Source organism: Mesorhizobium sp. M1169, from assembly GCF_040318345.1.
Lineage (GTDB): Bacteria > Pseudomonadota > Alphaproteobacteria > Rhizobiales > Rhizobiaceae > Mesorhizobium.
On record NZ_JAMYME010000013.1, the window covers coordinates 123911 to 136956 of the forward strand.

At 63.1% G+C, this 13046-nt stretch carries 14 protein-coding genes and 1 riboswitch; of the genes, 8 read left to right on the forward strand and 6 right to left on the reverse strand.

Translation table 11 applies throughout. The features are described 5' to 3' along the window. Positions 1-308 precede the first annotated feature (308 nt). Together NKH41_RS15800 and NKH41_RS15805 are read left to right on the forward strand one after the other, a co-directional pair. Positions 309-890, forward strand: coding sequence for a quinone oxidoreductase family protein (locus tag NKH41_RS15800; RefSeq protein WP_352769983.1), 582 nt, complete (start codon positions 309-311; stop codon positions 888-890). A gap of 23 nt (positions 891-913) precedes the next feature. Next, positions 914-1288 (forward strand): MDR/zinc-dependent alcohol dehydrogenase-like family protein, encoded by a 375-nt coding sequence (locus NKH41_RS15805; RefSeq protein ID WP_352769986.1) that lies wholly within the window; start codon positions 914-916, stop codon positions 1286-1288. A gap of 20 nt (positions 1289-1308) precedes the next feature. Here NKH41_RS15805 and NKH41_RS15810 read toward each other — a convergent pair whose 3' ends face one another. After that, positions 1309-1857, reverse strand: coding sequence for a gamma-glutamylcyclotransferase (locus tag NKH41_RS15810; protein ID WP_352769989.1), 549 nt, complete (start codon positions 1855-1857; stop codon positions 1309-1311). A 114-nt stretch (positions 1858-1971) separates the two neighbouring features. Here NKH41_RS15810 and NKH41_RS15815 point away from each other — a divergent pair, with 114 nt between their 5' ends. Further along, the gene (locus tag NKH41_RS15815; protein ID WP_352502688.1) at positions 1972-2973 is read left to right on the forward strand and encodes a DUF2125 domain-containing protein; all 1002 of its coding nucleotides are present in this window, start codon (positions 1972-1974) and stop codon (positions 2971-2973) included. Between the two features lie 133 nt (positions 2974-3106). Here the strand turns inward: NKH41_RS15815 and NKH41_RS15820 are convergent, their stop codons facing one another. Continuing rightward, positions 3107-4042 carry a prephenate/arogenate dehydrogenase family protein gene (locus NKH41_RS15820; protein WP_352769993.1) on the reverse strand — a complete coding sequence of 312 codons (936 nt, stop codon included), beginning with the start codon at positions 4040-4042 and terminating at the stop codon, positions 3107-3109. A gap of 6 nt (positions 4043-4048) precedes the next feature. After that, positions 4049-5158 carry a histidinol-phosphate transaminase gene (hisC, locus tag NKH41_RS15825; RefSeq protein ID WP_352769996.1) on the reverse strand — a complete coding sequence of 370 codons (1110 nt, stop codon included), beginning with the start codon at positions 5156-5158 and terminating at the stop codon, positions 4049-4051. 139 nt (positions 5159-5297) lie between these two features. Then, positions 5298-5375, forward strand: a riboswitch (SAM riboswitch). 76 nt (positions 5376-5451) lie between these two features. Here hisC and metX point away from each other — a divergent pair. The 3 genes from metX (at position 5452) to NKH41_RS15840 (ending at position 7829) form a co-directional block, all read left to right on the forward strand. Continuing rightward, positions 5452-6621, forward strand: a complete 1170-nt coding sequence (metX, locus tag NKH41_RS15830; protein WP_292661143.1) for a homoserine O-acetyltransferase MetX — start codon at positions 5452-5454, stop codon at positions 6619-6621. A 115-nt stretch (positions 6622-6736) separates the two neighbouring features. Further along, complete coding sequence (gene metW, locus NKH41_RS15835) at positions 6737-7351, forward strand: methionine biosynthesis protein MetW (RefSeq protein WP_352540336.1); 615 nt, start codon at positions 6737-6739, stop codon at positions 7349-7351. A 130-nt stretch (positions 7352-7481) separates the two neighbouring features. Then, a complete protein-coding gene (locus NKH41_RS15840) occupies positions 7482-7829 on the forward strand; it encodes a hypothetical protein (protein ID WP_352471436.1) in 348 nt (115 codons plus the stop codon). A gap of 85 nt (positions 7830-7914) precedes the next feature. Here NKH41_RS15840 and NKH41_RS15845 read toward each other — a convergent pair whose 3' ends face one another. Next, positions 7915-8235, reverse strand: a complete 321-nt coding sequence (locus tag NKH41_RS15845) for a DUF1330 domain-containing protein (protein ID WP_352540204.1) — start codon at positions 8233-8235, stop codon at positions 7915-7917. Positions 8236-8469: 234 nt separating this feature from the next. Here NKH41_RS15845 and NKH41_RS15850 point away from each other — a divergent pair, with 234 nt between their 5' ends. Beyond that, positions 8470-9216 (forward strand): SDR family NAD(P)-dependent oxidoreductase, encoded by a 747-nt coding sequence (locus NKH41_RS15850; RefSeq protein ID WP_352540205.1) that lies wholly within the window; start codon positions 8470-8472, stop codon positions 9214-9216. Between the two features lie 42 nt (positions 9217-9258). Further along, positions 9259-10284 carry an RNA polymerase subunit sigma-70 gene (locus tag NKH41_RS15855; protein WP_352770001.1) on the forward strand — a complete coding sequence of 342 codons (1026 nt, stop codon included), beginning with the start codon at positions 9259-9261 and terminating at the stop codon, positions 10282-10284. Positions 10285-10302: 18 nt separating this feature from the next. Here the strand turns inward: NKH41_RS15855 and NKH41_RS15860 are convergent, their stop codons facing one another. Both NKH41_RS15860 and NKH41_RS15865 read right to left on the reverse strand, forming a co-directional pair. Then, on the reverse strand, positions 10303-11109 hold the full coding sequence (locus tag NKH41_RS15860) for a DUF1194 domain-containing protein (protein ID WP_352683098.1): 807 nt from the start codon (positions 11107-11109) through the stop codon (positions 10303-10305). A gap of 76 nt (positions 11110-11185) precedes the next feature. After that, complete coding sequence (locus tag NKH41_RS15865) at positions 11186-13018, reverse strand: ABC transporter ATP-binding protein/permease (protein ID WP_352683100.1); 1833 nt, start codon at positions 13016-13018, stop codon at positions 11186-11188. Positions 13019-13046: the final 28 nt, after the last annotated feature.

Here is a 13046-nt window from a genome sequence, read left to right on the forward strand (position 1 = left end):
AGCCGCCGACCGGGCTAACCTATGTCGCGCCGTGGCAACGTCAAACGCATAGCCTCTTTTCCAGCCCGCCGGCGCTTCACAAAGCCGCGACCCGCCGCGCCGTGTCCGGCCCCAAGGCGCTGGTCCCGGGTATCCAAACCAGCAGCCTCTGAAGAAACGATCTGGCAAGTTTGGCACATAGATTGTCAAATCTGCCAATTCTGACTTTTGCCGGCCGACCGTAGGTTCCGCCGCGCTGACGCAAGTCTCAGCACGGTCTGGCCGGGGCTCAGACTGTTGGCCTCGGATCGTTTGTTATGGAGACCGGCATGAAAGCAATTGTATTTGACGCCATCGGTTCGCCGCGCGACGTGCTCTATGTGAATGACCTGCCGTTGCCACGGATCAGCGACGGCGAGGTGCTGGTCAGGATGGTCTCGGCCTCGATCAATCCGGGCGACTTCCTGTTTATCCAGAACCTCTATCCCGAACCGAAGAAGCCGCATTTTCCCCGGCAGATCGCCGGAAACCATGGCGCCGGCATCGTCGAAGCCGTTGGCGAGAACGTTCGGTTGGAACCGGGGACGCTTGTCGCGTTCAGCTATTATGGCAGCTGGGCCGAGTACGCCGCCATTCCCGCCGAATGGCTGATCCCGTTGCCTGCCGGCTATCCTGTCGAACGCGCCGGGCGGATGGTGAACCCCATTACCGCGTGGGATCTGCTGGTGGATTCCCGTGTGCGGCCTGGCCAGTGGCTGGCTGTCACGGCCGGCTATTCGTCAATTTCGACAATGGTGATGCAGTTCGCCCAACGACGCGGCATCAACGTCATCGCGCTTGTGCGGCGCTCGCACCAAAGCTTCGATCTGAAGACGCTTGGCGCCGCCGCCATTCTTGACTTTCGGACTTGAAGGCAAGTATCCGGGAAGCGGTGATGGATATCACCGGCGGCGCCGGATTGAACGGGATCATTGACAATGTCGGCGGACCTGTCAGCGGCGAATTGATCCGCATCCTGGCGCTCGGCGGGCAGATGGTGATCAATGGCGGAATGAGTGCCGAGCGCTTCGAACTGCACAATTTCGATGTCTTGCTGAGCGGCGTCGAAATCAGGGCGAATATCTATCGCTACTTCTTTTCGCCGCCTGCCGAAGCCGACCGGCCTGTGCTATGCGAGATTATCGACACCTTCGGCCAGCCCGGCTTCCACGTTCCTGTCGGCGGTCTCCACGCGCTGACCGAGTTCAAGCTTGCCGTGGCAAACAGCCTGGATCGCGCCGATCTTGGAAAACAGATTTTCAGGATGTAGCCCGCGTCACGGCACCGAAGCTACGTCGCGATCCGTCTTGTCACCTCTTCCAGCCAGTGGTCGCTTATACCCAGTGCTTCGAGGTGCTCCAGCGTGCTGAGCACGTAATCCTCATTCCTCCCCGATTGGCCGACGGCGCCTCGGACGACGGCCGCCGCCTCGGCCGGGTCGAGCGCGCCGGCATATTGCTCATGGCTGCGGTCGACAACGTAGGCCACGGCCTCCACCGTCTCGCCCCCATTGGTGCCGCGCCTGTCCGTCTCCTCGTTATCGAGGCGAACGCGGAGCACACGTTCGAGATAGACGTTGGTGACCAGCTCGCGTTCGCGCAGATAGGTAATGACCTCGTTGCGCAGCTCGCCTGGAACCCGGAACGCCAGCCCGATGCAGGAGCCTCCGCGGTCGAGGCCGAGCACCAGGCCCGGCCGTTCGCGCGTGCCGCGATGCACGAAAGAATAGACGCAGAGCGAACGGCGGTAGCCATGCAGGCGGGCGCGCCGCGTCTCGACATGTGCGAATCCCGGTCGCCAGATCAGTGAGCCGTAGCCAAAAACCCAAAAATCGCCCATATCGCCAAGCCTGATTGTGACGACCACCTCACCGGTGGTGTTTCAGTCCGTCTACCTGTTGGTGCCGCAAGCGACAGCCCGCCCGTGCCACCCCGCGTTAACGAAAGCCGCAGCATGACGTCAAGTGACGAGCGCCCGCCGCCCAGCCAACGTCGCCGCCTGTTGTGGCTTGCCGCTTTCATCCTCGTGCTGTTCGGCATCTACAGCGCCGGCTGGTTCTACCTGGCGGACCTGGTCGAGAGCGCCACCAAAAAGGCGGTCGCCGATCTCGACGACAAAGGCATCAAGGCCGACTGCGCCAATCTCGCGGTCAGCGGCTATCCCTTCAGCTTCACCGTTTCCTGCGACAGCCTGGCTTACGAGGACGACAGCCGCAACGTCGCGGCATCGACAGGCAAGATCAACGCCGCCACGCAGATCACCCGGCTTCTGTCGCCTGCCGCCGAGCTCAGGGGGCCGCTCAGGACCTCTGTTCCCGGCATGACCCCGCTCTGGATCGACTGGGATGATCTGCGGGCCGACATGAAGCTGTCCTGGCCGCTGCCGAGGCGCCTCTCGCTGCAGGCAGAAGGCCTGTCCGGCCAGACCGATCCGGCAGACGACACCGATCCCGTCTCGCTGTTCAGCGCCGGAACCGCCACCGGACAATTGCGCCCAAACGGCCCGGACATCGACTATGCCGGCAATTTCACCGATCTTGAAATCGACGCGGCGGCCATCGGCGGGCGCGTCTTGCCGCCGCTCGACGGCAGCGGCGACGTGACGCTGAAGAACGGCCTGACACTGATCAAGGCAAATCCGACGAGCCTGCGCGGCCAGGCGGCCGAAATCCACGAGCTCGATCTGTCGTCCGGAACTGCGCGCATCACCGTTTCCGGACCGCTGTCGGTCGATGACGACGGTCTCATAAATGCCGACCTGACGATCAGGCTCAATGATCCAAAGGCCGTGGCGGCAATCCTCGCCACCGCCATCCCCGAGCAGAAGAAAGAGATCCAGACCGGCTTTGCCGGACTGGCGCTGCTCGGCAACCAGCCGTCGATGCCGCTGAAGATCGTCAGGGGCAAGGCCTCGCTCGGCTTCATCCCGCTCGGCAAGATCAAGCCGCTCGACTAGAGCAATCCCAGGAAAAGTGTGAAACGGTTTTCCGTCCGGAATTGCGCAAAACAAAGAGATAGAGCCGTTCGGCGTTTCTGTGAAACGATGAACCGCTCTAAGCCGGGCCGGCCTGCGATCGGCCTGCCGCGGCTTATCCCTTCGGCGGGTGTTCGACTGCCTGGCGACCGAAATCCGGTACATCGATGTCCTGGCCGGCCTCGATGATCGAGCGGCGGACAGCGCGGGTCCGGGTGAACAGGTCAAACAGTTTTTCGCCGTCGCCCCAGCGGATCGCCCGCTGCAGCGAGGACAGATCCTCGGAAAACCGCGCCAGCATTTCGAGAATGGCGTCCTTGTTGTGCAGGCAGACGTCGCGCCACATGGTCGGGTCGGACGCCGCGAGACGAGTGAAGTCGCGAAAGCCGGAAGCCGAGTATTTGATGACCTCGGACTTGGTCACCGACTCCAGATCGTCGGCGGTACCGACGATGTTGTAAGCGATGATATGCGGCAAGTGCGAAACGATGGCCAGCGTCATGTCATGATGCTGCGGGTCCATCGTGTCGATGTTGGAGCCGCAGCGGCGCCAGAATTCCGAGAGCTTTTCCAGTGCTGCGGGATCGGTGCCGGGCAGCGGCGTGAAAATGCACCAGCGGTTCTCGAACAGTTCGGCAAAACCGGCGTCCGGTCCCGATTTTTCGGTGCCGGCCAAAGGATGGCCGGGGATGAAGTGCACGCCAACAGGCACGTGCGGCTGCATCTGCGCGATCACCGACGCCTTGGTCGAGCCGACATCGGTGAGGATGGCGCCCTTCTTCAGCGCCGGCGCGATCTCCGCGGCGACCGTGCCTGAAGAGCCGACCGGCACCGAAACGATAACCAGATCAGCATCGCGAACCGCCTCTTTCGCATCCGTCGTATAGGTGTCGCCAAGGCCGAGTTGGCTCGCCCGTGCCAGCGTCGCGTCGCTGCGCGTCGAAATCGCGACTTGGCCGGCGAGTCCCTCGCGGCGGATGACGCGGGCCAGCGACGAGCCGATCAGGCCGATGCCGACCAGCGCGATCTTTTCGAACATCGGTGAGGTCATGGTGTTCTAGCTTTTCAGGAATGTCGCGAGTGCTGCGACAACGCCGCGATTGGCCTCTTCGGTGCCGATGCTCATGCGCAGCGCGTTCGGAAAACCGTAGCCGGAAACGCGCCGCAATATGTAGCCGCGCGCACTGAGGTAGTCGTCGGCGGCCGCCGCCGAATGCTTTTTGTCCTCGGGAAAGTGGATGAGGATGAAATTGCCGACGCTCGGTGTCACCCGCAGCCCGAGCCCGCTTAGTTGCTCGCTCAGCCAGGCTAGCCAGGTCTCGTTGTGCGCGACGCTGCGTTCGATATGGGCGCGGTCGTGGATCGCCGCGATGCCGGCCTCGATTGCCGTTGCATTGACGTTGAAAGGCCCGCGCACGCGGTTGATCGCGTCGATGACGTGCATTGGCGCATACATCCAGCCGATCCGCGCCCCGCCCAGGCCCAATTTGGAGAAAGTGCGGGTCATGACCACGTTTTCCGCGCTGCCCACCAACTCGACGCCGGCTTCATAATCGTTGCGCCGGACATATTCGGCGTAAGCTGCATCCAGCACCAGAAGCACGTTTCGCGGCAGGCCGGCATGCAGGCGGCGCACCTCCTGGAACGGCACGTAGGTGCCGGTTGGATTGTTTGGATTGGCAAGGAAGATGATCCGGGTAGCCGGTGTCACCGCGGCGAGGATCGCATCGATGTCGGCGCGTTCATCGGTCTCCTTGACCGTTACCGGGACGGCACCGGCCGACTGTATGTAGATCTTGTAGACCATGAAGCCGTGTTCGGTGATGATGGCTTCGTCGCCGGGTGCGAGGTAGGTCTGCGCCAGCAGGCCCAGAATCTCGTCGGAGCCGTTGGAGCAGACGATGTTCGCCGGGTTGAGCCCGTGCACCTCGGCGATCGCTTCCCTCAGGCGCCTGGCGCTGCCGTCGGGATAGACCGCGAGCTTGTCGGCGACCGCGCGCGCGGCCTCTGTCGCCTTTGGCGAAGGGCCGAGCGGGTTCTCGTTCGCCGACAATTTATGGACCTTGGCGACACCTTCAGGCGCCGCGCTCTTGCCGGGCACATAGGCTTCGATGTCCATGATGCCGGCGCGGGGCTTTGGACGTGTCTGATCCGGTGTCTGGCTCATTTCATGAAATCCGTCGAGAGTGCCTCCATCCGGAAGCCGCAGCGGAAATACAAGCCGTGGCCCGGAATGTCGAGGGGCCGGCAATTCGGGATCAAGAACTTGCCGTTGACGAAGCCATGCGCGAGTCATAGAAGAACGGCTACAGTTCCGTGGTGATTTGGCCGGTCGGCTTGCAGCCACGTTAAACAACTTGCTAAAGGGCCGTTTGCATCTTGTAACCGGCTTTGCGAAGGCATGGCCGGTTTTTTGTTGCCCAGACCGGTGGACAACTGAAGGCCGGGCAAGGAGATGTGATGGTCGCTTTGCGCGCGCGAAAAACCAACAACGAGGCCGACCAGCCGTCGAGCCCGGTGTTGCGTTTCGGCGCCGACAAGCCGCTCAAGCTCGACGCCGGCACGCTGCTGTCGCCGTTCCAGATCGCCTACCAGACCTATGGCACGCTCAACGACGCGCGCTCCAACGCCATCCTCGTCTGCCATGCGCTGACCGGCGACCAGCATGTCGCCAACACCAATCCGGTGACCGGCAAGCCGGGCTGGTGGGAAGTGCTGATCGGTCCCGGCAAGATCATCGATACCGACCGTTTCTTCGTCATCTCGTCAAACGTCATCGGCGGCTGTCTCGGCTCCACCGGCCCCGCCTCGACCAATCCCGCCACCGCCAAGCCCTACGGGCTCGACCTGCCGATCATCACCATCCGCGACATGGTGCGGGCGCAGCTGATGCTGGTCGAGCATTTCGGCATCGAACAGCTGTTCAGCGTGCTTGGCGGCTCGATGGGCGGCATGCAGGTGCTGCAATGGGCCTCCAGCTATCCGGAGCGCGTCTTCTCGGCGCTGCCGATCGCCACCGGCGCCCGCCATTCCTCGCAGAACATCGCTTTCCACGAGGTCGGCAGGCAGGCGGTGATGGCCGACCCGGACTGGCATGGCGGCAAGTATTTCGAGCACGGCAAGCGGCCGGAAAAGGGGCTGGCGGTGGCGCGCATGGCCGCCCACATCACCTATCTGTCGGAAGCAGCGCTGCACCGCAAGTTCGGCCGCAACCTGCAGGACCGCGAAGCCCTGACCTTCGGTTTCGATGCCGACTTCCAGATCGAGAGCTATCTGCGCCATCAGGGCATGACCTTCGTCGATCGCTTCGATGCCAACTCCTATCTCTACATGACACGGGCGATGGACTATTTCGATCTCGCCGCCGACCATGGCGGCCGGTTGGCCGATGCCTTCGCCGGCACCAAGACGCGCTTCTGCCTGGTTTCGTTCACCAGCGACTGGCTGTTCCCGACCGAGGAGAGCCGCTCGGTCGTGCACGCGCTGAACGCGGCCGGCGCTTCGGTCTCGTTCGTCGAGATCGAGACCGACCGCGGCCACGACGCCTTCCTGCTCGACGAGCCCGAACTGTTCGCCGCCATCAAAGGCTTCATCGCCTCGGCCGCCCGGGCAAGAGGGCTTGGCGCATGACCCCGAAAGGTTGCAGGCTGTTCGGATCAGGACCATGCGCCAGGCATCAGCGCATGACCCCGAAAAGTTGCAGACTTTTCGGATCAGGATCATGTGCCGAGCAAGAGCCGAAGGCATGAGCGTCAACCGCGCCCAGCGCGTCGACCTCGAAGTCGTCGCCGATCTCATCCCGCCGCAGTCGCGGGTGCTGGACGTCGGTTCCGGCGACGGCCTGCTGCTCGAATTGCTGCAGGAGACCAAGAAGGTCGACGGTCGCGGGCTGGAACTGTCGCAGCGCGGCGTCAACGAATGCGTGGCGCGCGGCCTGTCGGTTATTCAAGGCGATGCCGACAAGGATCTCCAATTCTATCCCGACAAGGGTTTCGACTTCGTCGTTCTGTCGCAGACCTTGCAGGCGACCCGCAATCCGAAGCTGGTGCTCGACGAACTGCTCCGGATCGGCAACCGCGCCATCGTCTCATTCCCGAATTTCGGCCACTGGCGGGTGCGCCTTTCGCTGCTCTTCAACGGCCGCATGCCGGTGACCAAGGACCTGCCCTATTCCTGGTACGACACGCCCAACATCCATTTCTGCACCATTCGCGACTTCGTCAATCTGTGCGACGAGCTTGGCGCGACGGTGGAAAAGGCAACCGCGCTCGACGCCAACGGCCAGCGGATCGGCTTCTCCATGCCTTGGTGGTTCTGGAACTTTTTCGGCCAGCAAGCGATATTCCTGCTGAAACGATAGGTTTGACAGGCAGAAGCAACGAACCTCAGACCTGCGCAAGAAACCATATTTTCAATTTTCAATCCAATGAAGTTGCCCGGCATTCTTTGTTGCTTTAACAGGTCTCAAACGGGTTGGTTTGGGGGAAGCAATGAAGACGTTAGTATTAGCAACAGCTTTGATGTCGGCCACTTTGATTTCCGGATGCACGACGTCGAAGACCGATTTCCAGAATGGACAAGTCGCGTTGAGCGGCAGCCCGGCGCTGAAACGGCAGGCGATCCAGCGGTGCATGACCAAATTCAAGATGCGGTTCGGCAAGGTTGAAAGGGCAAACCTCGCCGCGCTCATGAACGTCCCGGATGCCGGATTGGAACACACGTTCTGCACGCGATTGATGAACGGCTTCGCGAACGGGAGGATCAACTACTCGGATTACCTGGCTGCATTGTCGCATGGCGACATGTCCAACGCGATCAAGGTGCTGCAGGGGCGGTGAAGCTGCCGATGCAGACGCGATCCAAATTCGGTGCCGCCAGATAGATGGCGGCACCATAGACGCCGGTTGTACCCGATCATTCCCTCTATTCAAGCACGTCCGTGGCCTTGTGCGGGTGCTGGACGCCATCAACGAAGACCACGTCGGACCGGGAATTGCCGGTACGCAGCGGCAATATCTCCTGATAGGCGGGCGAGTCGTACCATGCACGTGCCTGCTGCCGGTTGGGAAACTCGATGACTATGAGATAGCCCGGCCAGGTGTTTTCAACGACTTCCACCTCGCCTCCGTGCACCACGAAGCGGCCGCCAAACGGTTCCAGCGTGGCATCGATCTTGTGCAGGTACTCGACGATCTGCGGTCCCGGCGTGACCTGGCGCATATGGGCGACGGCGTAGGCGGTCATGGCGTAACTCCTTGTGGTCGAAGGCCGGACAACCGGCTTGATGGGAGCAGTTTGCCGAGACGTCGCGCACAGGTCGATTACCCCCGAGGTAATGACACTGAATACAAACCGACGCGCCGCTGCCGTCAGCTGAAAGATATTTCCGCCTGGCACCGATGATTTCCACCCACCTGCGCTGTCCTTATCGATGAGCGCGCCTGGATGGTCCGGCGGCCGGGAATAGAGAGGTGATCCATGGGATCGTTGCAAAATCAGAATGTCGTCGTCGTCGGAGGCAGCCGTGGTGTCGGCCGCTCCATCGCGGAGGCCGCCCTCAAGGAGAAAGCGACGGTGCTGGCCGTCGCCCGCGGAAAACAGGCCCTGGCGCAATTTGCCTGGGAGGTCTCGGGCGTGAAGACGCTCGCGGCCGATGCTACGATGGACTCCGCCCCGGATAAGGTCTTCGCCGCGCTTGAGCCGGACGTACTGGTGATCTGCGCAGGTGCGCTGGCGCCTTCTGCGCCGGTGCATGAACAGAACTGGAAGGCGTTCTCGGCAAATTGGGACACGGACGTCAAGGCGTCGTTCCTGTTTTGCCGGGCCGCTCTGCGGCGTCCGCTCAAGCCGGGGACCCGGATCGTTCTGATCTCCAGCGGCGCGGCCTTGACCGGCGGACCACCGAACGCCGGCGGCTATGCTGGCGCAAAACGCATGCAGATGTTCCTGGCCGGTCATAGCCAGAAGGAGGCCGACCGGCTTGGCCTCGGCCTGCGCTTCATGGCGCTCGCGCCGATGCGCATCATGCCGGAAACCGGCGTGGGCAAAGCCGGCGTCGACAGCATAGCGGCCTATATGGGCATCCAGCCGGCGGACTTCATCGCCGCCATGACCGACATGCAAACGCCGGCCGATGTCGGACGGGCGGTGGTCGCACTCGCCACCGGCCGGCCGCAAGGCAGTTCCTTCATGGTGAGCGGTAGCGGGCTTGCCCCGGCCGCCTGAGGGGCGCGTAATGCAACGCTCGCTCGTAACCGCAGAAGCCACATGACAAACGGTCAACCACCTCTGCAACCATCACGCCAGCCGATCCTCGATCGGCTGGCCTTCGAGAAGGTCACGGCCGCGCATCGCCGCGAGCTCAAGCTGCATTGTTATCGCATGATGGGTTCGCTGCACGAGGCCGACGACCTCGTCCAGGACACGTTGCTTCGCGCCTGGCGCGCAAGATCGGAGTTCGACGGGCGAGGTTCGGTTCGCGGTTGGCTCTACATGATCGCGACCAACGCTTGCCTCAACGCCATCAAGGCGAGGTCGAGGGCGCGTCGCATTCTCCGGGAACCCGGACGGCAGCCCTCGCACGGGGCGGCCATAGGCGGGCCTGTAGCCGACATCGCCTGGCTGGAGCCCTACCCCGACGCCGAGCTTCCAGACGTTGCCGGCAGCGAGCCAGGTCCGGAAGCCCGTTACGAGAGCCGCGAGGCCGTCCAGCTCGCCTTCGTCGCGGCGATCCAGGATCTGCCGCCCAGGCAGCGCGCCGCGCTGCTGCTTGCCGACGTCCTCGGATGGTCGGCTGTCGAGACGGCGCGTTTGCTGGGCGGATCGACGGCTTCGATCAACAGCGCGTTGCAACGGGCCCGCGCAACGCTGGCGGCGCGCTATCCTCAGGGACGGCCGGCCAGCCGATCACGGCCCAGCCCCGAAGAAGGCCTGCTGCTCGAACGCTACATGCAGGCCTGGCAGGCCGCCAATCTCGACAGCTTGATCGAGCTGCTGCGTGAGGACGCCATCTACACCATGCCGCCTTGGCGTGAATGGTATCAAGGCCGCGAAGCGATCCGCGGTTTCTTCGAGACCGTCTGGCCTAAGTTTGGCGGCTTCCGCACACTGGCCACCCGCGCCAATGCCCAGCCGGCGGTCGGGGTTTATTCCCGCAGCCACGATGGCCCTGAATGGCGGGCCCATTCCCTGCATGTGTTCGACGCAGCCGAGGGCGGGATCGCTTTCTTGACGATCTTCATAGGGCCGCTCGGGCCATCTCTGTTCCCGGCCTTCGGCCTGCCACCAGCCTAGCTTACCCCTGGGCCAGCCTTATCGGTCAAGTTCCGGGAAATAGGGGTCCGAGAAAAACCTTCGGTCGCGCTCACCTTGCAGGCAGTCGATCGGTGCGTCGATGCGGATCGTCCTCGGATCCACCTTGGGATACTCGATGCCGCTGACCTCGAGGATCAGTTTGCGGCGAGTGGCGGTGGCGAATTCGGAAGCAGCATAGATCGGCAGCACGAACGAGCCCGGCCCGCCGGTAACGCATTCGGCATAATACCGGTCGAGATGGCTGAAAGTGGGTGACGGGCTGATCAGGATCGGCAGCCCGTTGATGACGATGCCCTTCGCCAGCGCCGCATCGCGTGCCGTTGTGACCGGCAAGCCGGTGTTGTTTGGGCCGTCCCCCGAGACGTCGATGACGCGGCGTTTGCCGGTGAAGGCCGTGCCGTTGAAAAGCTCGGCGCCGAAAGCCACAGCACCGGAAATCGAGGTGCCGCGAAAGCTCCTGAACGGGCGGGCCGCGATCTTGTCGGCGAAAGCGTTGGCGCTCTCCTTGCTGTCGACGATCTGCCAGGCAATGACCGCATCGTCGCGGATGGTGCCGGCCCATTCGAAATAGGCGATGGCGATGCGGCCGAAGGTGCCGGCGCGCACGGCGTTGATGAAGTCGGGGTGGCGCAGCGCCGCGACATAGCCGGCGCGCTGCAGGGCAAACTCCCTTTCATCCATCGACTGCGAGATGTCGACGGCCAGCACCAGCTCGACATCGACGGCAATTGCATTGGCCGGCGCGGCCGCAGGTGCCGCCGGGGTGCAGGCAAGGCAGGCGAGCAGGGCGAGAGCGTCAAGCATGGCCGATCGGAACGTTCCCATCTGAAACGATCGCGACAGTTTTTCGCCGCGATCGCGGCGAAATAAAGCTTGCCTTCTATTTCTTTCGGCCGGTCGAGGCGATCGCCGGGGGCGGTTCGATGGCACCTGCCCTGATACGGGCCGGCTTGAGTGGCGGTTGGCCGGCATCCTTGACGATGGTCAACGCCCGCCGGAAGAAGCGGCCATTGTGCTGGCCGCGGCCGATATTGAGGATCGCGGCGTCGGGAAGGCGCTTCTCCAGCATCGACAGCACTTGTCTCAGCGTTGGGCCGTCGAACGCGTCCAGCGCCTCGTCGATGATCACCCATTTCGGCCGTCGCAAGGCCAGCCTGGCAAAGGCCAGCAGACGTTGCTCGTCGTCGCTGAGCTCACGCTCCCAGCGCGCCGAGCGATCGAGCGAGGACGACAGGCGTTGCAGCCCGACATCGGCCAGCACCTCCGAGATCTCGGCATCGCTCGCCTCCGCCGCGCCGTCTGAATGGTTGAGCACCTCGCGCAGCTTGCCGAGCGGGAAATAGGGGGTACGCGGAACAAAGATCGGCGCTTCTCCGGCCGGCATGCCGATCCGTCCGCTGCCCCATGGCCACAGACCGGCAATGGCCCGGAAGAACAGCGTCTTGCCGGCGCCCGGATCTCCGGTGATCATGACCCGGTCGCCGGCGCGGATTTCGACATGCGGCTCGGCAAGCTTGGTGCATCCCTCCGGCGAGGCGACCTCGAGTTTCTCGAAGGTCAGGCTGCCGTCCGGGTTTTCGCCGAACGAAATGCGCCTTTCCGTATGGTGCAGCGCGTCGGTATCGGCAAGCGCGATGCGGAAGTCGGCGACCCGCATCAGCGTAGCGCGCCAATCGGCGATGCCGCCGATATTGTTGATGAACCAGCGCAGCGACGAATGGACCTGGTTGAAAGCGCCGACTGCCATCATCAAGCCGCCAAAGCTGATATCGCCGGCGAAATAGACCGGTGAGGCGACTAGGATCGGCGCGACGACAGTGATCCAGCCATAGGTGTCGGTAACCCAGGAAAGATTGATCTGGGCGCTGTAGATGCGCCGCATGGCGCCCAGCACCATGCCGAGATCGAATTCGAGCCGGCGCCTGGCATCGGCCTCGCCATGCGCCAGCGCGATGGCATCGACATTCTCGTTGACGCGAACCACCGAGGAGCGCAGCTCCGCTTCACGCGTATAGCGATCGTTGTTGAAGCGGATCAACGGTCGCCCGACCAGCCAGCTCAACCAGGAGGCGGTGCCGGCATAAAGGATCGCCGCCCAGACCATGTAGCCGGGTATGGCCAGCGAATGGCCGCCTATGTGGAAGACGAAGCCGGAGGACAGCGACCACAGGACCCCAACGAACGAGGCAAGCAGGATGCAGGACTGCAGTAGGCCGATGCCAAGACCGGTGGAAAGATCGGAGAGATGCCCGGCATCCTGCTGCAGGCGCTGGTCGGGATTGACGCCGATGGCGCCGGCATGGGTCAGCCGGAAGGCACGCGCCGGCCGCATCCATTCGTCGATCAGGTCGAGCGTCAGCGCCTCGCGCAGCTTCAGGCGGAGCATCTGGTCGAGCCAGGTCTGGCCGACATTGAGCACCACAAGCCCGCCGGCGATGCCGGCAAAGACCAGAAGCTGATGCAGGAAAGCCGGCATGTCGCGCCGCGCCAGCGCGTCGTAGAAAGGCTGGTTCCAGCGATTGAGCAGAACCTGCCCGATCGAGCTCGCCACGATGACGGCGACGATGCCGATCGCTGCCCAAAGCAATTGTTTTCGCACCGGCGAGCTGGTCAGCGCTATCTTGATTGTTGCCAGCTGCTCACGCAGGCTGCTGGCTTCGATCGACGTGGCAAGCTTCTGGGCGCTGGCCTCGACATCCGGACGATCATCCATCGGTTAAATCCTTGCATTCGGAGCAATG